Genomic DNA, 22337 nt, shown 5'->3' on the forward strand with positions numbered 1-22337 from the left:
CTGTTTTTTCGATTTATCCGCGCCCATCATGAACCGCCTCAAACGCATTAAAACCATCCTCTGCACGCTCTACCGCTACCGCCTTGCCGAGCTGATTGCCTCGCTGGTCCGTCCGGGTTGGGCGCGGACTTTCCTCAATATGTTGCCGCAGTCGTCCAAGTTCAAACACGAGACGCCTGCCGTGCGCCTGCGTTTGGCGTTGGAAAGCCTGGGGCCGATTTTCATCAAATTCGGACAGGTATTGTCCACGCGCCCCGATTTGATTCCGCACGATTACGCGGTCGAACTGGCAAGGCTGCAAGACAAAGTGCCGCCGTTTGACGCGCAGCTTTCGCGCTCGCAAATCGAAAAATCTTTAGGCCAATCCATCGACACTTTATACGCAGAATTTGAAACAGAGCCTGTCGCCAGCGCGTCCATCGCCCAGGTACACAAAGCCCGCCTGCATTCTGGCGAACAGGTCGCAGTGAAAGTCTTGCGCCCCAACCTTCTGCCTGTGATTGAACAGGATTTGTCGCTGATGCGTTTTGGTGCAGGCTGTGTGGAACGTTTGTTTTCAGACGGCAAGCGTTTGAAGCCGCGCGAAGTGGTGGCCGAGTTTGACAAATACCTGCACGACGAATTGGACTTGATGCACGAAGCCGCCAATGCCAGCCAACTCGGGCGCAATTTCCAAAACAGCGATATGCTGATTGTGCCGAAGGTATTTTACGACTACTGCACCAGCGACGTACTGACCATCGAGTGGATGGACGGCACACCGATATCCGATATCGCCAAACTCAAAGCCGACGGCATTGATTTGCACAAACTTGCCGATTACGGCGTGGAAATCTTCTTCACGCAAGTCTTCCGCGACGGCTTTTTCCATGCCGACATGCACCCCGGCAATATTCTGGTCGCCGCCGACAACCGCTACATCGCCCTCGATTTCGGCATCGTCGGCACGCTGACCGATTATGACAAGCGTTATCTCGCCATCAACTTCCTCGCCTTCTTCAACCGCGATTACCACCGCGTCGCCACCGCCCACATCGAATCGGGTTGGGTGCCTGCCGACACGCGTGCGGAAGAATTGGAAGCCGCTGTCCGCGCCGTGTGCGAGCCTGTGTTCAACAAACCGATTTCGCAGATTTCCTTCGGCTTGGTGCTGATGCGCCTGTTTGAGGTCAGTCGCCGCTTCAATGTCGAAATCCAACCGCAGCTGGTATTGCTGCAAAAAACGTTGCTCAACATCGAAGGCTTGGGCCGCCAGCTCGATCCCGATTTGGACTTGTGGAAAACCGCCAAACCGTTTTTGGTGCGCTGGATGAACGAACAGGTCGGCCCCAAAGCCCTTTGGCGCAACCTCAAAAACGAAGCTCCCGATTGGGCGCAAATCATCCCTTCCCTGCCGCGCAAAATCAGTGCGCTGATTGATGAAAACCGCCAACAGGAAATGCGCGATGCCTATGTTCACTTGGTCAAAGTACAGCAACGCCAAAGCCTGTGGCTGGGTGTGATTGCGGTTGTTTTGTTGCTGATTTTGCTGTTTAAGTAAAACTGAAATACAGCCTTAAACGGCATATAAAAGGCCGTCTGAAATTGATTTTCAGACGGCCTTTTATATGCCAACCTATTCTTTTTTCTCGTGCTGAACATGACCGCTTTCGGCTTCGATATGCCGTCTGAAGCGCAAACCTGCGGCATGGTAAAACGGATGCGGCGAGAATTGGCGCGATACTTGCGAAGCGAAGATACAAGTCAGCAGCATCCAAAACAGCAAATTCTGTCCGCCCGTCATTTCCATTACCACCACGGCGGCGGTCAACGGCGATTGGGTCGCGGCGGCAAGGAATGCGGCCATGCAGAGTAAAACCGCGACATTGGACGCGTCGCCCAGTTGCGCGAAAGAAGCCATGTGTTCGCCTATCATCGCGCCGATGGTTAACGACGGCGTGAAGATACCGCCGGGAATGCCTGCCCAGTAGCTGAACACGGTTGCCGCCCATTTTGCGACTGCCAAGCCGAACGGCGCTTCATACGCGCCTTTGAGTGCGGCTGCGGCTTCGTGATAGCCCGTGCCATAGGTTTTACCTTGATAAAACGTACCGAGCAGCGCCAGCAAAATACCCATTGTAAAGGCGACCACCAACAAATGGCGGCGGATGAAACTGCGCCAGCGTACCGGTGCGAATGCCGCCGCGCCACGATACAAAAAGCTGCCGAACAATCCGCCTGCCACGCCACAGACAATGCCCGACACCACGGCCCACATCAGCATATTTGGCAGCTCATGCCCTTGAAAACCTGAAAAATACGGGTTATTGCCCTGTATCGCCACTTGAATGAAACCGGCCGCCAACACACCCATCAGGATTTGACGCTCCCAACGCAAAATCACGCCGCGCCCCAATTCTTCGATGGCAAAGACCACGCCAGCCAAAGGCGCGTTAAACGCCGCCGCCAAACCGCCGGCCGCGCCTGCGGCAATCAAATCGTTTTCCTGCATGCCCCTAAACGCCAGCCCGTGCTTTTTACACCACGCGCCCCAAGCGTTCATCACCGCCGCGCCTACTTGCACAGACGGCCCTTCCCTACCGACAGACGCGCCCAACAGCATGGCGCAAAACGTCAGCGGAATTTTGAAAAAGGTTTCGCCCAAACGAATCAAACGGGTTTTCTGCGCACCATAAGGCAAAGACAATGAAGCGATGACCTGCGGAATACCGCTGCCGGAAGTGTACGGCGCAAATTTGCGCGTAAACCATGCCAAAAGCGGCAAACCTAGCGGCAAAGCCACCCACGCAAACCACGGATATTTCCCCACCAGCAAAGCGTTCCATTCCAAAGCCAAATCCGCCAAGTACGCAAACATCAAAGCCGTCAGGGCAACCAGTGCCGAGCCTGCCAGCAAAAACAGAAGGGCAATGCTCTTTTTCGACAGGCGTTTGGTTTGGCGGATTTTGTGGGCAAGGCGCGCCGCCCAAGTCTGGGGAAATTTCATAATAAACACGCAGTCAATGTGTTCAGACGGCCTTGATACTTTTCTCAAAGGCTGTCTGAAAACAAGGATAAAGGTTTTTAAGAACGGTAATCCGCGTTAATCGACACATATTCGTGCGACAAATCGCAGGTATAGACGGCCGCCGTCGTATCGCCGCGTTGCAAATCAATGCGAACAGTGATTTCCGGACGGTTCATCACCGCTTGTCCTGCTTCTTCAGTATAGCTTTCCGCGCGACCGCCGTTTTCGGCAACCAACACGTCATCCAGCCACATTTTCAAAGCATCGACATCCAAGTCTTCAATACCGGCATAGCCGACGGCTGCCAACAGACGGCCCAAGTTCGGGTCGGAGGCAAAGAAAGCGGTTTTCACCAAAGGTGAATGGGCAACGGCATAAGCCACTTTGCGCGCCTCTTCGCGGGTTTTCGCGTTTTGCACTTCAATCGTGATGAACTTGGTCGCACCCTCGCCATCACGGACAATCGCCTGTGCCAACTCCAAAGCCAGCGAACCAAGCAAGGCTTTGAGCTGCGCATAGCGCGGATCGGCGGTATTGTCGATTTCGCTCTGACCGCAACGGCCTGTCGCCATAATGACAAAGCTGTCGTTGGTACTGGTATCGCCGTCCACGGTAATCGTATTGAAACTTTCGTCTGCGATTTCTTGGGTCATCAGCTGCAAAATCGGTTGGGACACTTTGGCATCAGTGGCGATAAACGACAACATGGTCGCCATATTCGGATGAATCATGCCCGAACCTTTAGCGATGCCGGTGGCGCGGACTGTGTGTTTTTCGCCGACCAAGCCTGTGCGCGAAGCGGCTTTCGGTACAGTATCCGTCGTCATGATGGCACGCGCCGCGTCCGACCAAAATGCAGGGCGTACTTGCGGCAAAGCGGCCACGATTTTATCCACAGGCAGAGGCTCCAAAATCACGCCGGTCGAAAACGGCATAATCTGATTGGATTGGCAGCCGACCTGTTCCGCCGCTGCCGCGCACACTTTAATCGCGTCCAGACGGCCTTGTGCGCCGGTACCCGCATTGGCATTGCCCGTATTGATGACTAAGGCACACACGCCGTCTTGGTCAAACAGATGCGACTTGGCGATATGTACAGGCGCGGCGCAGAAACGGTTTTGCGTAAACACCGCGCCCACCGTATGTCCGCCGCCCAATACCATCAGCGTCAAATCGTCGCGGTCTTGTTGCTTGATGCCGGCACGACCTGTAAACAGACGGATGCCGTCGATTTCCAACAATTCGTCTGCACGTTTTTCAGTCAAATTTACAGCCATATCATTTTCTCCTGTTTACACTATTTTCAGACGGCCTAAACGCTATACGCCCAATAAGGGAATCAAGATAGGCACCAATATCGCCGTCAACACGCCGTTGAGCGTCAAGCCCAAGCCGGCATATGCGGCCATACGGCGGCCGTATTCCAAAGACGCCGCAATACCCATCGCATGTGAGGCCGTACCCAAAGACATTCCCACTGAAGAAGGCATATACAACGCCCCTTTCAACACTTTATATCCGGCCATCTGTCCAAAAAGTCCGGCAATAATCACCGTTGCCGCCGTAATCGCCGGAATACCGCCGATAGACGCCGTGATTTCAATCGCAATCGGGTTGGTCACCGATTTGGGAGCCAGCGACAAAATCACTTCGCGCGAAGCGCCCAGCCATTTGGCAAAATACACGCCCGTGACAATGCCTGTCACGCTGCCCGCCAACTGCGACAACACCACCGGAAACCACTGGCTGCGGATACGGTCCCAATTGCGATAAAGCGGCACGGCCAGCAACACGACTGCCGGTTTCAACCAAAAATCAATAAAGTGCGAAGCAGAATGGTACAGCTCGTAATCGATGGCAAATACCTTCAAATACCCCATCAACACCAGCGTACTGATCAATACCGGATTACACAGCACATTCCCCGTGCGCGCCCGAATCTGCACCGCCAAAGCATATACGGCCAAAGTCAGGAACAGCATGACCGAGGGCATACGCAACAGCCCGTCTATATTCATCACATCCACCTCCTGACCCACTCATGCACTTTGCCGGTCACCAACAATACGCAGATCGTACTGCCGATTGTGGCCGTCAAAATCGAAAACCAGTCGTTTGCAATCACGTCCAAATAGCTGATGACGGCCACGCAAGGCGGCACCAAAAACAAAGTCAGGTTTGCCATCAAAATGTCTGCCAGCTCTCCCACCCAAGACAATTTGACCCAGCCGGCCTGAAGCGCGGCAAACAGCAAAGCCATGCCGACAATACTACCCGGCAGCTTCAACCCCAAAATCCAAACGGTTGCCTCGCCCAAAGCCAGGCAACCCAATACCACCAATAAGGCACGAATAATATTCATTAAGCCGGTTTCTCCTTATCCTTTTTCAGACGGCCTCAAAAAATTTATTAATCATTGAATCATATCGTGCCACAGGCCGTCTGAAAAGGGAAGAAACGCCTTCCTTCAAGTTTAATGAAAGATAAGTATGATTACTCTAGCGGATTGGCTTAGGCAATGTCGAAACCCCTACCCTGCTTTTGTCTTTAACGGCCGCCGCAAACCGGGCATTCGGGATTGCGTCTCACCCCGTATTGCTGCCATTTTCCGCTCAACGCGTTGTAGGTAGAAAGTTTGCCGTGCGACGGCGTACCGATACCGATCAGCACTTTAAGCGCTTCGGCGGCTTGGGTCGTTCCGATAACGCCGACCAACGGCGAAAAAACGCCGAACAATGCACAAGCGCCATCGCTGGCTTGTTCGCCGTCAAACAGACAGGCATAGCAGGGCGTATCGGGAAGATCGGGACGGTACACGGCGATTTGTCCGTCAAAGCCGACAGCCGCAGCGGAAACCAAAGGCGTGCGCGTGGCAACGGAGGCGCGGTTGACTGCTTGGCGTGTGGGATAATTGTCGGAACAATCGAGGATGATGTCGGCGGCGTTTGCCAATTCGACAAGACTGGCCTCATCGAGAAATTCGGCAATGGCTGTAATGTGTGTTTGGCTGTTGATCTGTTTCAGACGGCCTTGCATTACCAAAGCCTTATTTTTACCGATGTCGGCTTCAGTAAACGTGATTTGGCGTTGAAGATTGGTCTCGTCGATGGTATCGGCATCGGCAATTGTCAGGCTGCCTATACCGGCGGCGGCAAGATACGGCAAGGCCGCCGCACCCAGCCCGCCGCAACCGACAACAAGCACATGGGCGGCCAAGAGTTTTTCTTGGCCTTCGATACCGATTTCGTCAAGCAGGATATGGCGGCTGAACCGCAAGAGTTGTTGATCGTTCATCATAACAATAAGGCCGTCTGAAACCCAATGTTCAGACGGCCTGAATGGTTTAGAAATTAATATTTTCGTACGCGTTGTCAAACAGGAAAGGACGGCCTTCGCTGCTGGTTTCGGATTCGAGGCGGATGCCGCTGAGTATCATATTGCGGTCAACGTCTTTCATCATGTCGTAAACGCTCAAGAGCGCCAAATTGAGGCCAGTCAGGGCTTCGGTGGCAATGCTGCCGTTGCTGTGCGCTTGGACGGTCAGCGTGGCCTTCAGGCAGGCCAACTCAACGTTAATATCGAAATCAACCTGCACGCCGATGATGCGGCCGGGCAGGTGCAGCGGAATCAGGTTGGCAGTTTGTTTGATGCTCTGAATGGCGGCAACGCGGGCGATGGTCAGGATACTTGCCTTTTCGGTGGCATTCTCTATCAACACCCTTATCGCCTGCTGGCTCATGTTGATAGTACCGACGGCGACGGCGGTGTGTTGCTCAGGAAAATCGGGCTGGTTGGGAAATTCAATCATGGGTTTCTCGCCTCTGTTTTGATGGGCAATATTTTACGGCATTTTACAGACAGCGACCACGCGGCGGACACAGACGGCCGTTTTTCGGTTTGAAATGTATCGGATGTTACCATTGGCAGTTTATAAAAATCTGCTATACAATGGATTCACGATACACCCAAATTAACATTTAAATAAGAGAAAAATCATGCAACTGCATATCTTAAATAATCCAAAAGATGCCGCTCTGGCAGCGGATGCGGAATTTTTAAAACAGTCTCTTTTCAATCTGCTGCATGAGGAAGCGTCGCCTTTGGTGGTCGAAACCGTTAAGTTATTATCGACTTCAGACGACAGCGCTGCCTTGATTGAAAAGGTGTTGCCGCAATTGGACGAACAACAAACCCACGATTTAACCTTGGCCTGCGGCCTGTTCGCGCAGATTTTGAACATCGCCGAAGACGTGCACCACGAACGCCGCCGCCAAATCCACGAAGAGGCCGGACACAACAGCGCCGAAGGCAGCCTGACGGAAACCGTGCGCAAGCTTAAAGCCGGAAAAATCAACGGCAAAGCGGTGCAACAACAACTGGACAACACAGTCGTTACCGCCGTTTTGACCGCGCATCCGACCGAAGTGCAACGCCAAACCGTCTTGAGCTTCAACCGCCGCATCCGCGCGCTGCTGCCGCAACGCGAACGCTGCACCAACCCTGACGCGCTGGCTCAGTTGCGCCGCGAAATCGACACTGTCCTTTTGGGCCTGTGGCAGACCAGCGAAACGCGCCGCCACAAACTCAGCGTCAACGACGAAATCAACAACGGTGTATCCATCTTCCCAATGAGCTTCTTTGAAGCCCTGCCCAAGCTCTACCGTACGATGGAACGCGATTTTCAGACGGCCTATCCCGGCGTCCGCGTTCCGAATATCCTTAAAATCGGTGGCTGGATCGGTGGCGACCGCGATGGCAACCCTTTCGTTTCTGCCGAAACCTTGCGTTTTGCGTTCAGACGGCATGCCGACGCAGTGTTCCGTTTCTATCGCGGCGAACTCGACAAACTTTACCGCGAATTGCCGCTCTCCATCCGCCGCGTCAAAGTCAACGACGATGTGATGGCATTGGCCACCCTCTCGCCTGACGAAGAAATCGCCCGTACCGAAGAGCCCTACCGCCGCGCCATCGCCTACATCATGGCACGCGCTATGGGCAAGGCACGCTCACTCGGTTTGGGCATGGGCTGCAAATTCGGCTTCCTCGAGCCTTATGCCACAGTCGAAGAGTTCCTCAACGACCTGAAAAAACTGCAACGCTCGCTCCACGAAAACGGCAGCCAACTGCTGGCAGAAGGCCGTCTGGCCGACATTATCCGCAGCGTATCCGTGTTCGGCTTCCACATGATGCCACTCGACCTGCGCCAACACGCAGGCAAACACGCCGATGTGGTTGCCGAGCTTTTCCAACACGCAGACTTGGAAGACTACAACAGCCTGAACGAAGAGCAAAAACAAACCGCCCTGTTGCGCGAATTGAGCCATCAACGTCCGCTGTACAGCCCGTTCATCACATACAGCAACCATACCCGCCACGAACTGGCAATTTTCAACGAAGCGCGCAAAATCAAAGATGAATTCGGTGAAGATGCCGTTACACAAAGCATTATTTCCAACTGCGAACAACCCAGCGACCTGCTCGCCTTGGCATTGCTGCTGAAAGAAAGCGGCCTGTTGGTGGTGGAAAACGGCAAACCGCACAGCCGCATCAACATCGTGCCTCTGTTTGAAACCATCGAAGCGCTTGAAAACGCCTGTCCGGTCATGGAAACCATGTTCCGCCTCGACTGGTATGATGCCCTGCTCGAAAGCCGCGGCAACATCCAAGAAATCATGCTCGGCTACTCCGATTCCAACAAAGACGGCGGCTACGTTACCAGCTCATGGTGTCTGTATCAGGCAGAGTTGGGCTTGGTCGAACTCTTCAAAAAATACGATGTCCGCATGCGCCTGTTCCACGGCCGCGGCGGCAGCGTAGGTCGAGGTGGCGGCCCTTCTTACCAAGCCATTTTGGCACAACCTGCAGGCAGCGTTGCCGGACAAATCCGCATTACCGAGCAAGGCGAAGTCATTACCGCCAAATACGCCGACCCGGGCAATGCCCAACGCAACTTGGAAACCTTAGTTGCCGCGACTTTGGAAGCCAGCATCCTGCCGGACAAAAAAGACCCTGATGCCAAACTGATGCAGGATTTGTCGGACGTATCGTTCAAATACTACCGCGAACTGATTACCCACCCCGACTTCATCGACTACTTCCTGCAAACCAGCCCGATTCAGGAAATCGCCACCCTCAACCTCGGCAGCCGTCCCGCCAGCCGCAAAACCTTGGCACGGATTCAGGACTTGCGCGCGATTCCGTGGGTATTCTCATGGATGCAAAACCGCCTCATGCTGCCGGCTTGGTACGGTTTCGGCAGCGCAGTGGAAACATTGTGCGAAGGCAATCCCGACACACTGGCCGCGCTGCGCGAACACGCCCAAAGCAACCCGTTCTTCCAAGCCATGCTCTCCAATATGGAACAAGTCATGGCGAAAACCGACATCACTTTGGCGGAAAACTATGCCGGCTTGAGCGAATCGCCCGATAAAGCAAAAGTCATCTTCGGCATGATCAAGGAAGAATACCAACGCAGCCGCAAAGCACTGCTCGACCTGCTGCAAACCGAAGAGCTTCTGCGCGACAACCGCAGCCTCGCCCGTTCGCTTGCCTTGAGGATTCCATATTTGAACGCCCTCAACGGCCTGCAAGTCGCCATGCTCAAACGCCTGCGCAAAGAGCCCGACAATCCACACGCCCTGCTGATGGTTCACCTGACCATCAACGGCGTGGCGCAAGGTTTGCGCAATACCGGTTAAGGCCACACGGAAAAAAGGCCGTCTGAAACAGTTTTCAGACGGCCTTTAAACTAATTGCGAACCGCAGCAAAGGTTTTACCTGCGAACCCCATACCGTTTCTCAACCTGCTTGCCACTCTTACCCTATTCATTTAACTTGCCCTGTATTTCAGACTATTTTTGGAAACAGAAGATAACCCTCTGCTAAATCAAAGTGTTCACTTAAGTATGGCAACCGCTTCAGCATGGTAAATAGTCGGCCTACTGACATACCTTACCGCGGCACTGCCCCATATCGCCGCACAATAAGCTTTCAGACACCCTGAGGCCGTCTGAAAAACGAAAACATCTCACACCAAGGCAACTATCATTATGTTTGACATTGTATTTATCTTGTTATTCGGCAGGCTTCAGCCACACAAAACACCCGATTCATCCGACACGCCCGTCCCTTTTGGGCATTCGGCAGCAGGCTCGGCTTTAATTTATTTATGCATACGCATAGGGATAATCATCCTTCATGATTCGATTTCCGGAGCCATTGACAGCCTCCCCCTCATTCTGTTTCAAACAATCTGCATGTTCGGCTGTCTGGTTTTGTATTTCAAAATGTTACGTACCGCATCCAACCCGAAACACCGTCAGATGATTTATTGGGTACTGGGCATTCTTTTGGGTTTGATCTTAAGCCTCCTATCCGGAAATTTGTTTTATTTAATGGCTTTATTCATTTTCTCATTCTTCGGAAGCACAATAAGCTGAATGCCTGCGCCTCTTTTTTCAGACGGCCTTTTATCATAAGAACACACCAGCATTGCGGCTGTTTTGAGTACCTCCACAATATGCTATAATCCGCCGTTAAACTTTTATCTTTTCAGGAAAAACCATGAGTTTGAAATGCGGCATCGTCGGTTTGCCCAACGTCGGCAAATCCACCCTCTTTAACGCGCTGACCCAATCGGGTATCGAAGCGGCAAACTATCCTTTCTGTACCATCGAACCCAACGTCGGCATCGTTGAAGTCCCCGATCCGCGTATGGCCGAATTGGCAAAAATCGTCAATCCGCAAAAAATGCAGCCTGCCATCGTCGAATTCGTCGACATCGCCGGTTTGGTTGCGGGTGCGAGCAAAGGCGAAGGCTTGGGCAACCAGTTCCTTGCCAACATCCGTGAGACTGACGCGATTGTTAACGTCGTACGTTGCTTTGACGACGACAACATCGTTCACGTTGCAGGCAAAGTCGATCCGATTGCCGACATCGAAACCATCGGCACCGAGTTGGCACTGGCTGACTTGGCCAGCGTCGAAAAAGCCATCGTCCGCGAAGAAAAACGCGCACGCTCAGGCGACAAAGACGCGCAAAAACTGGTCGATCTGTGCAAAAAACTGCTGCCGCATCTGGACGAAGGCAAACCCGTCCGCTCCTTCGGTTTGGACGCGGAAGAACTCGCCATGCTCAAGCCACTGTTCCTGCTGACCGCCAAACCCGCCATGTACGTCGGCAACGTTTCCGAAGACGGTTTTGAAAACAACCCGCACCTCGACCGCCTGAAAGAATTGGCTGCAAAAGAAAACGCGCCGGTTGTGGCCGTTTGCGCCGCGATGGAAAGCGAAATCGCCGAATTGGAAGATGATGAAAAAGCCGAATTCCTCGCTGAAATGGGCTTGGAAGAACCGGGCCTGAACCGCCTCATTCGTGCCGGCTACGACCTCTTGGGCCTGCAAACCTACTTCACCGCCGGTGTCAAAGAAGTCCGCGCTTGGACCATCCACAAAGGCGACACCGCGCCACAAGCCGCCGGCGTGATTCACACCGACTTTGAACGCGGCTTCATCCGTGCCCAAGTTATCTCCTACGAAGACTTCATCGCTTTAGGCGGCGAAGCCAAAGCCAAAGAAGCAGGCAAAATGCGTGTGGAAGGCAAAGAATACGTCGTACAAGACGGCGATGTGATGCACTTCCTGTTTAACGTATAAAATCAGCATAACGCTTTTTCAGACGGCCTTTTCTAAGATTAAGGCCGTCTGAATTTATTTTCAGACGGCCTCATGTATTGAAATATCAACAAAACAAGACATTATCTCTATAATGAATGCGGGCATAGCCCGTAATTTTTCTTTCTTAAAATCTCTCATTTCTTGCCGACGCCTTAACTAAAAATAGCGCAAGATTACATCATCAATAACAATACCACTGATATGACAATAAAAAATTAAACAATACCACATCGTATTGATTCATTATAAAAACAATATATTAAATATTATGTTGAAACTATCAACTTTATTCCTACTCTAATCTATTACTATTCAAACGCATATCATCAGCAATCATTCTAAGAAGGCAAACAAACTGCCCAGTACTGACAAACGATGGCTGATCTCCGAAATGCTGCCATTCTCGGCAGGAATCACTTTTCAGACGACGCCATTAAAATAAACTAATTAAAATCAAAATATTATGAGCAAAGTTTTATCTTACCGCCCTGATATTGATACATTGCGTGCCATTGCTGTTCTATCCGTTGTCGTTTTCCATATTGAAAAAAACTGGCTGCCTGGCGGCTTTCTTGGTGTTGATATCTTTTTTGTCATTTCCGGCTTTCTGATCACGATGATTATCCATCGTGAAATGAGCAGCGGGGTTTTCTCGTTCAAAAAGTTTTACATCCGCCGTATCAAGCGGATACTGCCCGCATTTTTCACCGTATTGACGGTAACGCTGGTATGCGGCTTTCTTTTATTCACCAAAGATGATTTCTTCCTTTTATGGAGGACAGCCCTGTCCACCTTGGGATTCATCTCCAATATCTTTTTTGCAAAGGGTCAGGGCTATTTCGACCCCATACAAGAAGAAAAACCTTTGCTTCACATTTGGTCTTTATCGGTCGAAGAACAGTATTATTTCGTCTTCCCGATATTGCTGTTACTGGTTGTCCGCAAAAGCTGGCGCACTCAGTTTGCCTTTCTCATCACGCTATGCATATTCAGCATTTTGGCTTCTTTTATGCCGACTACACTGGATAAATATTACCTTCCCCATCTGCGCGCCTGTGAAATGCTGATCGGCTCGTTGACGGCAGTGTGGATGCAATACCGGCAACAACAAGGGCTGGATACCGGCAAACAATATGCAGCGGCAGGCGCATTACTTTCCGTATGCGTACTGTTTGCCTGCCTGTTTACCTATACGGAAAAAACCGCCTATTTTCCGGGGCCAGCCGCCATCATTCCTTGTTTAGCCGCCGCCGCATTCATTTATTTCAATCAATTTGAACACCGGCTGAAAAAATTTTTCCAATGGAAGATTACTGTCGGCATAGGCTTGATTTCCTATTCGCTGTATCTGTGGCATTGGCCTGTATTGGCTTTTATGAGATACATCGGTTCAAATAATCTGCCTTCGTATTCGACTGCGGTCGCGATTGCCATCATGCTCGCACTCTCTCTGCTTTCTTATTATTTTGTCGAGAAGCCGTTTAAACACTGGAAAGGCTCTTTTGCCCAATCTGTGACATGGATTTATGCCGTCCCCATGCTTGTTTTGGCCATTACGCCTTTTCTTGCCATGAAGCTCCCGTTTATGCAGCAATACGACCGTATGGGATTGGCACGTTCCTACACTTCTTGTCACAACAATACCGACAAACAGTGTGTGTGGGGCGATACCGACAAACAGCCGGAATTACTGATTCTAGGCGATTCGCATGCCGACCAATATAAAACGTTTTTTGATACCGTCGGCAAAAAAGAAAACTGGTCGGCAGCGATGGTTTCTGCCGACAGTTGTGCCTATGTAGAAGATTATGCCGCCCCCGTATTCAAGCAAAACGCCTCCTGCCGTGCCGTTTATCAGTATGCCAAAGAGCATCTGTCCCAATACTCAAAAGTGCTTTTGGCCATGCGCTGGGGCAGCCAAATGCCTGAAAACAGCCACTCCCTTGCTTACGATGCCGATTTTTTCAAAAAATTCGACCTCATGTTGCAAAAATTTTCTTCGGAAAAACAAGCGGTTTACCTGATGATAGACAACCCTAATCTGTCATACAACGGCTTGCGCGCCTATATTCTGTCTTACCGCATACCGGGATTTAGTCAAAATCTTGCCATTGATGAAACAGTCACTTCAAAAGGAAATGAACGCATCAAAGAATTGGCAGAAAAATATGCCAATGTGCACATTATCGATGCCACTGCCTATATTCCGGAGAACTTCAAAATCAACGGATTGCCGGTTTATTCCGATAGAGACCACATCAACCCTTACGGCGGCAGAGAACTGGCCAAGCGTTTTTCTGAAAAACACACGCTTCTTCAATAAGCCATAGCCATTCATCCGATGAAATTTGTTACAATTAGCAGTTTGTAAAACTGCTAATTTTTTTGGAAGATATCAATGAGCGTCATCAAAGACCTACAATCGCGTGGCTTAATCGCGCAAACTACCGACATCGAAGCCTTAGACGCTTTGCTAAACGAACAAAAAATTTCCCTCTATTGCGGTTTTGACCCGACAGCCGACAGCCTGCACATCGGCCACTTGCTGCCTGTATTGGCATTGCGCCGTTTCCAACAAGCCGGCCATACGCCGATTGCTTTGGTGGGCGGTGCGACCGGCATGATTGGCGACCCAAGCTTTAAAGCCGCCGAACGCAGCTTGAATTCTGCCGAAACCGTTGCCGGCTGGGTAGAAAGCATCCGCAACCAACTGACCCCTTTCTTAAGCTTTGACGGTGATAACGCGGCCATTATGGCCAACAACGCCGACTGGTTCGGCAGCATGAACTGCCTCGACTTCCTGCGCGACATCGGCAAGCATTTTTCCGTCAACGCCATGCTGAACAAAGAATCCGTCAAACAGCGTATCGAACGCGACGATGTGGGCATTTCCTTTACCGAGTTCGCTTACTCCCTGCTGCAAGGCTACGACTTTGCCGAGTTGAACAAACGCCACGGCGCGGTTTTGGAAATCGGCGGCTCCGACCAATGGGGCAACATCACCGCCGGTATCGACCTGACCCGCCGCCTGCACCAAAAACAAGTATTCGGCCTGACCCTGCCTCTAGTAACCAAATCAGACGGCACCAAATTCGGCAAAACCGAAGGCGGCGCGGTATGGTTGAACGCAAAGAAAACTTCTCCGTATCAGTTCTACCAATTCTGGCTGAAAGTCGCCGATGCCGATGTGTATAAATTCCTGAAATACTTTACCTTCCTGTCTATCGAAGAAATCGATGCCATCGAGGCCAAAGACAAAGCCAGCGGTACCAAGCCAGAAGCGCAACGCATTCTTGCAGAGGAAATGACCCGTCTGATTCACGGCGAAGAGGCCCTTGCCGCCGCCCAACGTATTTCTGAAAGCCTGTTTGCCGAAGACCAAAGCCATCTCACCGAAAGCGACTTCGAGCAGCTGGCCCTCGACGGCCTGCCAACTTTTGAAGTTTCCGAGAGCCTCAACGTGGTTGAGACTTTGGTGAAAACTGGTTTGGCATCTTCCAACAAAGAAGCACGCGGTTTTGTAAACAGCAAAGCGGTTTTACTCAACGGTAAACCTGCTGAAGCCAACAATCCGGACCATGCCGCTGAAAAACCTGACGATGCCTACATGCTGACCGACGAACACAAACGTTTCGGCAAATACACCATCGTCCGCCGCGGCAAACGCAACCATGCCTTGTTGGTTTGGAAATAATCTTTAAACATTAAACGCATCGTTTAAAACAATCATGCCGAGACCTTTGCAAAAAAGTCCTTCTCCCAACAGCCGAAATCCAAACAAAGATTTTCGGCTGTTTTTGTTTCAAATATCCACTAATTCTACCCAAATGCCCCCTTAATCCCCCTTGGATACCTGATTAATCAGGCATCCAGCCGCCTTTTAGGCGGCAACAGGCGCACTTAGCCTGTTGGCGGCTTTCAAAAGGTTCAAACACATCGCCTTCAGATGGCTTTGCGCACTCACTTTGAGCAGCCCGAAATAGGCTGCCCGGGCATAGCGGAATTTACGGTGCAGCGTACCGAAGCTTTGTTCGACCACATAACGGGTCTTCGACAAATATCGGTTGCGTTTGGTTTGCGCTTCCGACAGCGGATGTTTGCGGTGGGCTTTGCGCATAATGCCGTCCAGTAACCGATGCTCTTCCAGATGTTGCCGGTTTTCCTTGCTGTCGTAGCCTTTATCGGCATAGACGGTCGTACCTTCGGCTATCCCTTCTAGCAAAGGCGACAGGTGTTTGCACTCATGGGCATTGGCGGGGGTAATGTGCAGTTTCTCGATATAGCCTTCCCCATCGGTACGGGTATGTTGTTTGTAACCGAGTCTGTAGAGGCCGTTTTTCTTTATCCAACGGGCATCGCTGTCTTTACTCGGTGTAGTTTGGCCGCTAACTTGCCCTTCGTCATCAACTTCTATGGCCTGACGCTGTTTGCTGCCGGCGGTCTGAATAATGGTGGCGTCAACGACGGTGGCGGATGCTTTCTCTACTTTTAGGCCTTTTTCAGTCAGTTGGCGGTTAATCAGTTCCAGCAGTTCAGACAGGGTGTCGTCTTGCGCCAGCCAGTTGCGGTAGCGGCATAAGGTGCTGTAATCGGGAATGCTCAGTTCGTCAAAACGGCAAAACAGGTTGAAGTCGATACGGGTGATGAGGCTGTGTTCGAGCTCGGGATCGGAGAGGCTGTGCCATTGGCCGAGCAGGACGGCTTTGAACATGGACAACAGGGGATAGGCGGGACGACCGCGGTGGTCTCGAAGGTAACGGGTTCTTTGACGATTCAGGTACTGTTCGATCGGTTGCCAATCAATCACCTGATCCAACTTCAATAGTGGGAAGCGGTCGATGTGTTTGGCAATCATGGCTTGTGCGGTTTGCTGGAAGAAGGTGGTCATGAGAAATCCCCTAAATGTCTTGGTGGGAATTTAGGGGATTTTGGGGAATTTTGCAAAGGTCTCATGCCGTCTGAAATCAGCCACGCTTTTTTTCAGACGGCATTTTCTATTGATGATATTCAGTTTTCCCAAAAAGAAAGGACAGGTATTACGCCTGCCCTTCTATTAAGCCAATTTCCTTAAGAAACTTTTATCCCGTGCTTACTGCAAACGCTCATTTTCTTGACGGACGGCATTCACCACATCCGCGCCAAACAAAGCGTTGACATCGGTTTCATCAAACACATACTTAGTATGGCAGAAATCGCAATCGATTTGAATGCTGCCTTGTTCTGCCACCACGCCGCCAACTTCCTGACCACCAAGCATCAACAGCATATCGCTGACTTTGCCGCGTGAGCAGGTGCAGGCAAATTCAATGGTCTCCGGTTCAAAAACGCGGGGCGGGGTTTCATGGTAAAGGCGGTAAAGGGCGTGATGCGCGTCCAAACCGGTCAACTCTTGCGGAGTAAGCGTTTGCGCAAGTGTAGTCACATGCTCCCACGCAGCATCATCCAATTCTTCCTCCGGCAGACGTTGCAGCAATAATGCGCCTGCGGCTTGGTCGTCGGCAGCAAGCGTAATATAGGTATCAAGCTGCTCAGAACGTTTCATATAGTTGACCAGCATTTGCGCAATGCTGTTGCCTTCCAGCGGGACAACACCTTGCCATGGGTCGGCATCTTTAGGCTGATGGGTCAAAACGAACACGCTGTTTTCGCCCAACAGCGCAGTCAGGCTTTCATCATCACGGATTTCAGCGGTTTCATCCCAACGCGCGGTAGCACGGACAGTATTTTCAGAAGTCGCTTCCACCACCAACATTTTCAGACGGCCTTGGCCTTGAACCTGAACAATCAGCGCGCCTTCGTTTTTAAGGTTGGCAGACAATAAAGAACCGGCGGCCAACAATTCACCCAATGCGCGACGAATGGCGACAGGATAATGTTTTTGGTTGACGATATGGTGCCAAACCTTTTCAAGGCGGATGTGCATGCCGCGGATAGGCATATCGTCGAAGATAAAGCGTGTACGGATATCGCTGTGATTTTGTGTCATGTCAGTCTCTGAAAATAAATCAATGAATGCCGCTTATATGGTTGCAGCGTCGGATAAATCAAGCGAAACCGTGTTTGATGTTTTTCTAGTTTGTTTGGAAACAAGGGTTTAACGCAAAATAACAGCAGTTTTTTTGCCAAAAAGACGGTTTTTGAATACAATCAAGCAGATAACAAGAGAATGATACGGGATAACATCTCAGAAACCGGCAATGTGCCTGCAATCGGCAGGGAATGCCTTCTGAAACGGAAGTTTTTATAATGAATTTTTTACTCCGGCTCGCAGCAGTTTGGACTTCGGTCGCCATGCTCGCGAGCGTCAATTTTTCTTACGCCGATGATTTGGAAAACCTGATTACCACCCGTCAGCGTGTTTTAAACCAATTCAACGACAACGCCAACGTTTACGGCAATACGCGTCAGGAAACCCCTGTCCACCCCGTCAATACATACTCCGCCCCAAGCAACAATACGCGCGCCCCTTCAGGCAATGCAGACGAATTGATCGGCAGCGCCATGGGCTTGCTCGGCGTGGCCTACCGCTACGGCGGCACATCGGCTTCTACCGGCTTTGACTGCAGCGGCTTCATGCAACACATCTTTAAACGCGCCATAGGTGTGAACCTGCCGCGCACCTCTGCCGAACAGGCGCAAATGGGCGTTGCCGTGAGCCGTTCGGAATTACAGCCGGGCGACATGGTCTTTTTCCGCACCATGGGGCGCGGCCGCATTTCCCACGTCGGTCTTTACATCGGCAACAACAATTTCATTCATGCGCCGAGAACGGGCAAACGTATCGAAATTACCAGCCTCGGCCACAAATATTGGAACGCGAAATACGCCTTCGGCCGCCGCGTGAAGAAAAACGATCCATCCCGCTTCTTGAATTGAGGTGCATAATGGCGATGCCGCAAATGCCCAAATGGTATGACGACGACGGTCAGATTGTTTCCTGCACCGAAAAAGTCAAAGTCATGACCGAAAACTTGAACGAACTGTACCAAATAGCGCAGGACGCATTTGAAGACGCGCTACTGATGGGTTGTTCCGAAAAACAGTTGCGCGAATACTTCCGCGACTTAATGGCCGGACTGGAAAACCCTTATCAAAAAAACGGTTAATTATCCGATCCATACAAAATCCGATCCATACAAAAAAAGGCCGTCTGAAAATTTTTCAGACGGCCTTTTCTTATTCTTACCCCCTTATGGCTGCATAAAATGGCTGTAACCATACATTGATATAATCATCAGGATTACCATTCCACTCTGCATCAAAACCTTGTTGCCGCAATAAAGAAACAATACGGTCTGCTAATTCAATGATTCCGCTTTCGTCATCTCCAATCATGCCATAGTTCAGATATAGGCAACCATATTCTCTTGCACGATTTTTATTAGGCTCTGTATAAAAACAGTAACCCACAAAGCGATTGCGGTCAGGCTGATGATCTAGCCTATCAAAACATTCAGCAATACATTCACCGACAGTATAACTTGCATTCGGTATCGCAATAATATCTGCGCACTCCAGTTGCGCAAAAGCTTTTTTAATTGCCGCCGTGGTTTTTCTCCATATCGCAGTATCGGCGCGCTGCTCGGGAAATTTGGGTGGTGACGGAGGCTCAGGAAGTGGATATCCTGTCAATTTACTAAGTAGTTGTTGGACAGCTTTTTGCTCACTGAGGTTATCGATACAGTCTATAACATGCTTGTGATTTCCGTCTGACTCCAACGTAGCCAAATCTGCCCCATTGTCGATAAGAAATTGTACAATTTCAGTATCAGGACAAAACTCTGCAGCTATCCACAGCGGCGAGCGAGGGTGTTCCCCTTTACTGATTTGATTGATTGGACAGCCTGCTCCTACTAAAAATCTTACCAATTCAAAATTGATATTACCGCAACTGTCGGCAACGAGAGCTTCATGTAGGGCGTTAAAACCATAGCTGTTTATGGTAAAAACAGATTTTGGATCGGCTTGAACAATATCCTGCACAGCAGCCAAATCGCTAGCACGTGCGGCACTGCAAATGTTAGAGTATTTCGGCATAGGATTCTCCTTTTAATAATATGCAGTATATTTCCCATTTATCATCAACCAAATTTTACGAAGAACATATTTTTAACCATATTTGTTCTTGTATTACAGTAATAAATACCCAATGATTTCAGACGGCCTTTTCTTATCGGGTAGGTCCCCTACCCTATTGCTAACATTCCACCACGCGCACGGATACCGGCACGGCTTTTTTCTGCAAGGTGATGGCCAGGCCTGCGAGTGAGGTTTCTTTGTAAGTTGCTTTCATATCGCGGCCGGTTTGCAGCATGGTTTGAATTACTTCATCAAGTGAGACTTTTTTATCTGTGCCGTCTTCCAAAAGCGCAAGGGTGGCGAGCTTGAGGGCTTTTTCGGCGGCGATGCCGTTGCGCTCGATACAGGGGATTTGCACCAAACCGCCGACAGGGTCACAAGTCAGGCCCAAGTGGTGTTCCATGGCCATTTCGGCGGCGTTTTCCACTTGTTTCGGTGTACCTCCGATAACTTCGGCGTATGCGCCTGCCGCCATGGAACATGCCACGCCGACTTCGCCTTGGCAGCCGACGTCCGCACCGGAAATCGACGCATTGGTTTTATATAAAATACCGATGGCGCCGGCAGTCAGCAGGAAGTCTTCGACACGCGATTGCTTGGCGTGCGGATTAAATTTGCGGAAATAGTGCAAGACGGCAGGGATAATGCCTGCCGCACCGTTGGTCGGTGCGGTTACGACGCGGCCGCCGGCAGCGTTTTCTTCATTAACTGCCATGGCGTACACCATCGGCCAAAGCTGGGTATTGACGATTTCGCTCTCGCGCAGGACTTTGAGCTTGGCCGCCAACTGCGGCGCGCGTCGGCGAACGTTCAAGCCGCCGGGCAACTGCCCTTCCGCACCCAAGCCGCGCTTGATGCAGTTTTCCATCACATCGGCCACAGCGGCCACACGACGGCGCACTTCCACCTCATCACAACCTGCCAACGCCGCTTCATTGGCCAACACAACTTCGGAAATATTCAACTGGTTCTGACGGCATTGTGCCAGCAGCTCGTCGCAGTTTTTGTAAGGATATGGCACATCCGAATTTTCATGCGCCTCTTGTGCAAATCCTTCGTCTGTTACGATAAAACCGCCGCCGACCGAATAATAAATCTGCTCTTTCAGCTTCAGTCCGTCTGAATTGTAGGCGATAAAGTTCAAACCGTTCGGATGTTTGGGCAACACTTTGTCGCCGCGGATATCCAAATCTTTTTCAGGATTAAAGGCCATTTCACGACCGTTGAGTTTTAAAACGTGCTGCGTGCGGATGCGTTCCAAGCGTTGGGGGATGTCCGCCAGCGGAATATCGTGCGGCAGGCTGCCTTCCAAACCGAGCAATAATGCGTCGAATGTGCCGTGTCCGATGCCGGTCAAAGCAAGCGAGCCATACACTTCAATGACAATGCGCGCCACTTGTGTATCCAAGTTTTCGGCATTCAGCAAATCGGCAAAAGCGGCAGCGGCCTTCATCGGGCCGACGGTGTGTGAGCTGGACGGGCCGATGCCGATTTTGAAAATATCGAAAATACTGATCATAAGGTTTTCCTATCATTGTGTGTGCGGGCTGACTGTTTTTCAGACGGCCTTAAGGCCTAAAGAGGAATCTTTCGCGCCGCTTGCCAATACAAGGACCAAATGTCCGACAATCATCAAAGGGTCGCCTGCTTCCGGCGAGGTGTATTTCAGCGTCAGCGGTTTTTTACGCAAGGGTTCGTAATGGCTGACTTCACATCGTGAGGCCTCTAAACTTGTAGAACCGGCACGGTATCTGTATGCCAACAGCCGTAAATCGTTCAAGTCCATCTTCATGCCGTTGTCCAGCAATTCGCGCAACTGGTTTTCCCAGGCAATATCGGTACTTCCGTCTTTAATGGCAATCAGGATAGACTTTTCGAGGATTTTTTTGATGTGCTGGTTCAAGGAGCGGATTGGGAAATGCCCCAGCCACAACAAATCGGTCTCTGCAAATTGGGCGGAAAACTGCTCTATAAACCAAGAATGTAAGCCTCGATAATCCGGCGAATGAAACAGGGTTGATTTAACCTTATTGCCATCTTTATCCAGCATGTAATGGCTGCCGATAATCATGCTGCAAGATTCGGCAGCCCATCTGGGAACAATGACTTTGGGGGTAAAGAGCGTTTCGAGGCGTTGCTCGGTAAATTGAGTGGTGAAATCAGGGTTGTATTGCAACGATGTCGGCAAATAGCCGCGCCAAAGATACATGCCGATCCTGTTTTCGCCGATGACATCCAAGAGTTGTTCCAGCATGGTACGGCTAGGACATGAAATAAATTCGTCCGCATCCAACGGAAATACGAAATCTATCGCTTCATCTTTTGCTACAAGCTGCTTCATAAGCAGGTTTACCAATTGGTCTTGATTGAACTTGAGCGCTTGATATTGATAGATAAATACAGGTAAACCTTCTTCTTTCAATTGAATCAGGATTTCCCTTGTGCCATCGCTGCTGCCATGATCGATGATGTGCATTTCATCCATCAGCTCGAGATTATGACGGACAAACGATTCGATAACGTCGTTTTCGTTGCGCACCATACTGATGCTGATTAATTTTTTTCTCATAAATTA

Annotated in this window: 18 protein-coding genes; 7 read left to right on the top strand and 11 right to left on the bottom strand. The window is 50.7% G+C overall.

What is annotated here, in order from left to right:
* The first annotated feature begins 28 nt into the window (after positions 1–28).
* Positions 29–1540, top strand: coding sequence for a ubiquinone biosynthesis regulatory protein kinase UbiB (gene ubiB / locus KCG55_RS02235; RefSeq protein WP_254323263.1), 1512 nt, complete (start codon positions 29–31; stop codon positions 1538–1540).
* A gap of 75 nt (positions 1541–1615) precedes the next feature.
* Here ubiB and KCG55_RS02240 read toward each other — a convergent pair whose 3' ends face one another.
* The 6 genes from KCG55_RS02240 to KCG55_RS02265 form a co-directional block, all read right to left on the bottom strand.
* A complete protein-coding gene (locus KCG55_RS02240) occupies positions 1616–2986 on the bottom strand; it encodes a chloride channel protein (RefSeq protein WP_254323264.1) in 1371 nt (456 codons plus the stop codon).
* Positions 2987–3063: 77 nt separating this feature from the next.
* On the bottom strand, positions 3064–4284 hold the full coding sequence (gene argJ / locus KCG55_RS02245) for a bifunctional glutamate N-acetyltransferase/amino-acid acetyltransferase ArgJ (protein WP_070460366.1): 1221 nt from the start codon (positions 4282–4284) through the stop codon (positions 3064–3066).
* Positions 4285–4326: 42 nt separating this feature from the next.
* Positions 4327–5025 carry an LrgB family protein gene (locus KCG55_RS02250; protein WP_432761069.1) on the bottom strand — a complete coding sequence of 233 codons (699 nt, stop codon included), beginning with the start codon at positions 5023–5025 and terminating at the stop codon, positions 4327–4329.
* Positions 5025–5369, bottom strand: coding sequence for a CidA/LrgA family protein (locus KCG55_RS02255; RefSeq protein ID WP_049343552.1), 345 nt, complete (start codon positions 5367–5369; stop codon positions 5025–5027). Before KCG55_RS02255 ends, KCG55_RS02250 begins: the two co-directional genes overlap by 1 nt.
* A 185-nt stretch (positions 5370–5554) precedes the next feature.
* On the bottom strand, positions 5555–6301 hold the full coding sequence (locus tag KCG55_RS02260; RefSeq protein WP_254323621.1) for a HesA/MoeB/ThiF family protein: 747 nt from the start codon (positions 6299–6301) through the stop codon (positions 5555–5557).
* Between the two features lie 49 nt (positions 6302–6350).
* Positions 6351–6815 carry a cyclic pyranopterin monophosphate synthase MoaC gene (locus tag KCG55_RS02265; protein WP_254323265.1) on the bottom strand — a complete coding sequence of 155 codons (465 nt, stop codon included), beginning with the start codon at positions 6813–6815 and terminating at the stop codon, positions 6351–6353.
* Between the two features lie 187 nt (positions 6816–7002).
* Here KCG55_RS02265 and ppc point away from each other — a divergent pair, with 187 nt between their 5' ends.
* The 4 genes from ppc (at position 7003) to tyrS (ending at position 15377) form a co-directional block, all read left to right on the top strand.
* On the top strand, positions 7003–9705 hold the full coding sequence (ppc, locus tag KCG55_RS02270) for a phosphoenolpyruvate carboxylase (protein WP_254323266.1): 2703 nt from the start codon (positions 7003–7005) through the stop codon (positions 9703–9705).
* 865 nt (positions 9706–10570) lie between these two features.
* Positions 10571–11662 carry a redox-regulated ATPase YchF gene (gene ychF, locus KCG55_RS02275; protein ID WP_049330669.1) on the top strand — a complete coding sequence of 364 codons (1092 nt, stop codon included), beginning with the start codon at positions 10571–10573 and terminating at the stop codon, positions 11660–11662.
* A 484-nt stretch (positions 11663–12146) separates the two neighbouring features.
* Complete coding sequence (locus tag KCG55_RS02280) at positions 12147–14006, top strand: acyltransferase family protein (RefSeq protein WP_254323267.1); 1860 nt, start codon at positions 12147–12149, stop codon at positions 14004–14006.
* Positions 14007–14081: 75 nt separating this feature from the next.
* Entirely contained in the window at positions 14082–15377 is a 1296-nt protein-coding gene (gene tyrS / locus KCG55_RS02285; protein WP_254323268.1) for a tyrosine--tRNA ligase, read from the top strand.
* Between the two features lie 186 nt (positions 15378–15563).
* Here the strand turns inward: tyrS and KCG55_RS02290 are convergent, their stop codons facing one another.
* Together KCG55_RS02290 and hslO are read right to left on the bottom strand one after the other, a co-directional pair.
* Positions 15564–16571, bottom strand: coding sequence for an IS5 family transposase (locus tag KCG55_RS02290; RefSeq protein WP_254323269.1), 1008 nt, complete (start codon positions 16569–16571; stop codon positions 15564–15566).
* A gap of 201 nt (positions 16572–16772) precedes the next feature.
* Positions 16773–17669: an Hsp33 family molecular chaperone HslO gene (gene hslO / locus KCG55_RS02295; protein WP_254323270.1), complete on the bottom strand. Its 897-nt coding sequence runs from the start codon at positions 17667–17669 to the stop codon at positions 16773–16775.
* A gap of 260 nt (positions 17670–17929) precedes the next feature.
* Here hslO and KCG55_RS02300 point away from each other — a divergent pair, with 260 nt between their 5' ends.
* A complete protein-coding gene (locus KCG55_RS02300; protein WP_254323271.1) occupies positions 17930–18559 on the top strand; it encodes a C40 family peptidase in 630 nt (209 codons plus the stop codon).
* An 8-nt stretch (positions 18560–18567) separates the two neighbouring features.
* Positions 18568–18789 (top strand): hypothetical protein, encoded by a 222-nt coding sequence (locus tag KCG55_RS02305; RefSeq protein WP_004519529.1) that lies wholly within the window; start codon positions 18568–18570, stop codon positions 18787–18789.
* 76 nt (positions 18790–18865) lie between these two features.
* Here the strand turns inward: KCG55_RS02305 and KCG55_RS02310 are convergent, their stop codons facing one another.
* From KCG55_RS02310 to KCG55_RS02320, 3 genes are all read right to left on the bottom strand, one after another.
* The gene (locus tag KCG55_RS02310; protein WP_254323272.1) at positions 18866–19720 is read right to left on the bottom strand and encodes an ankyrin repeat domain-containing protein; all 855 of its coding nucleotides are present in this window, start codon (positions 19718–19720) and stop codon (positions 18866–18868) included.
* Between the two features lie 160 nt (positions 19721–19880).
* Positions 19881–21281, bottom strand: coding sequence for an L-serine ammonia-lyase (locus KCG55_RS02315; RefSeq protein ID WP_254323273.1), 1401 nt, complete (start codon positions 21279–21281; stop codon positions 19881–19883).
* 39 nt (positions 21282–21320) lie between these two features.
* Positions 21321–22331 (bottom strand): glycosyltransferase family 2 protein, encoded by a 1011-nt coding sequence (locus tag KCG55_RS02320; RefSeq protein ID WP_254323274.1) that lies wholly within the window; start codon positions 22329–22331, stop codon positions 21321–21323.
* Positions 22332–22337: the final 6 nt, after the last annotated feature.

It is taken from the genome of Neisseria subflava (assembly GCF_024205745.1).
GTDB classification, from domain to species: Bacteria; Pseudomonadota; Gammaproteobacteria; order Burkholderiales; family Neisseriaceae; genus Neisseria; species Neisseria flavescens_B.

Bases quoted from the DNA above. Each gene is read 5' to 3' on its own strand.
- ubiB (WP_254323263.1), top strand. From the start codon at position 29: ATGAACCGCCTCAAACGCATTAAAACCATCCTCTGCACGCTCTACCGC.
- KCG55_RS02240 (WP_254323264.1), bottom strand. From the start codon at position 2,986: ATGAAATTTCCCCAGACTTGGGCGGCGCGCCTTGCCCACAAAATCCGC.
- argJ (WP_070460366.1), bottom strand. From the start codon at position 4,284: ATGGCTGTAAATTTGACTGAAAAACGTGCAGACGAATTGTTGGAAATC.
- KCG55_RS02250 (WP_432761069.1), bottom strand. From the start codon at position 5,025: ATGAATATAGACGGGCTGTTGCGTATGCCCTCGGTCATGCTGTTCCTG.
- KCG55_RS02255 (WP_049343552.1), bottom strand. From the start codon at position 5,369: ATGAATATTATTCGTGCCTTATTGGTGGTATTGGGTTGCCTGGCTTTG.
- KCG55_RS02260 (WP_254323621.1), bottom strand. From the start codon at position 6,301: ATGAACGATCAACAACTCTTGCGGTTCAGCCGCCATATCCTGCTTGAC.
- KCG55_RS02265 (WP_254323265.1), bottom strand. From the start codon at position 6,815: ATGATTGAATTTCCCAACCAGCCCGATTTTCCTGAGCAACACACCGCC.
- ppc (WP_254323266.1), top strand. From the start codon at position 7,003: ATGCAACTGCATATCTTAAATAATCCAAAAGATGCCGCTCTGGCAGCG.
- ychF (WP_049330669.1), top strand. From the start codon at position 10,571: ATGAGTTTGAAATGCGGCATCGTCGGTTTGCCCAACGTCGGCAAATCC.
- KCG55_RS02280 (WP_254323267.1), top strand. From the start codon at position 12,147: ATGAGCAAAGTTTTATCTTACCGCCCTGATATTGATACATTGCGTGCC.
- tyrS (WP_254323268.1), top strand. From the start codon at position 14,082: ATGAGCGTCATCAAAGACCTACAATCGCGTGGCTTAATCGCGCAAACT.
- KCG55_RS02290 (WP_254323269.1), bottom strand. From the start codon at position 16,571: ATGACCACCTTCTTCCAGCAAACCGCACAAGCCATGATTGCCAAACAC.
- hslO (WP_254323270.1), bottom strand. From the start codon at position 17,669: ATGACACAAAATCACAGCGATATCCGTACACGCTTTATCTTCGACGAT.
- KCG55_RS02300 (WP_254323271.1), top strand. From the start codon at position 17,930: ATGAATTTTTTACTCCGGCTCGCAGCAGTTTGGACTTCGGTCGCCATG.
- KCG55_RS02305 (WP_004519529.1), top strand. From the start codon at position 18,568: ATGGCGATGCCGCAAATGCCCAAATGGTATGACGACGACGGTCAGATT.
- KCG55_RS02310 (WP_254323272.1), bottom strand. From the start codon at position 19,720: ATGCCGAAATACTCTAACATTTGCAGTGCCGCACGTGCTAGCGATTTG.
- KCG55_RS02315 (WP_254323273.1), bottom strand. From the start codon at position 21,281: ATGATCAGTATTTTCGATATTTTCAAAATCGGCATCGGCCCGTCCAGC.
- KCG55_RS02320 (WP_254323274.1), bottom strand. From the start codon at position 22,331: ATGAGAAAAAAATTAATCAGCATCAGTATGGTGCGCAACGAAAACGAC.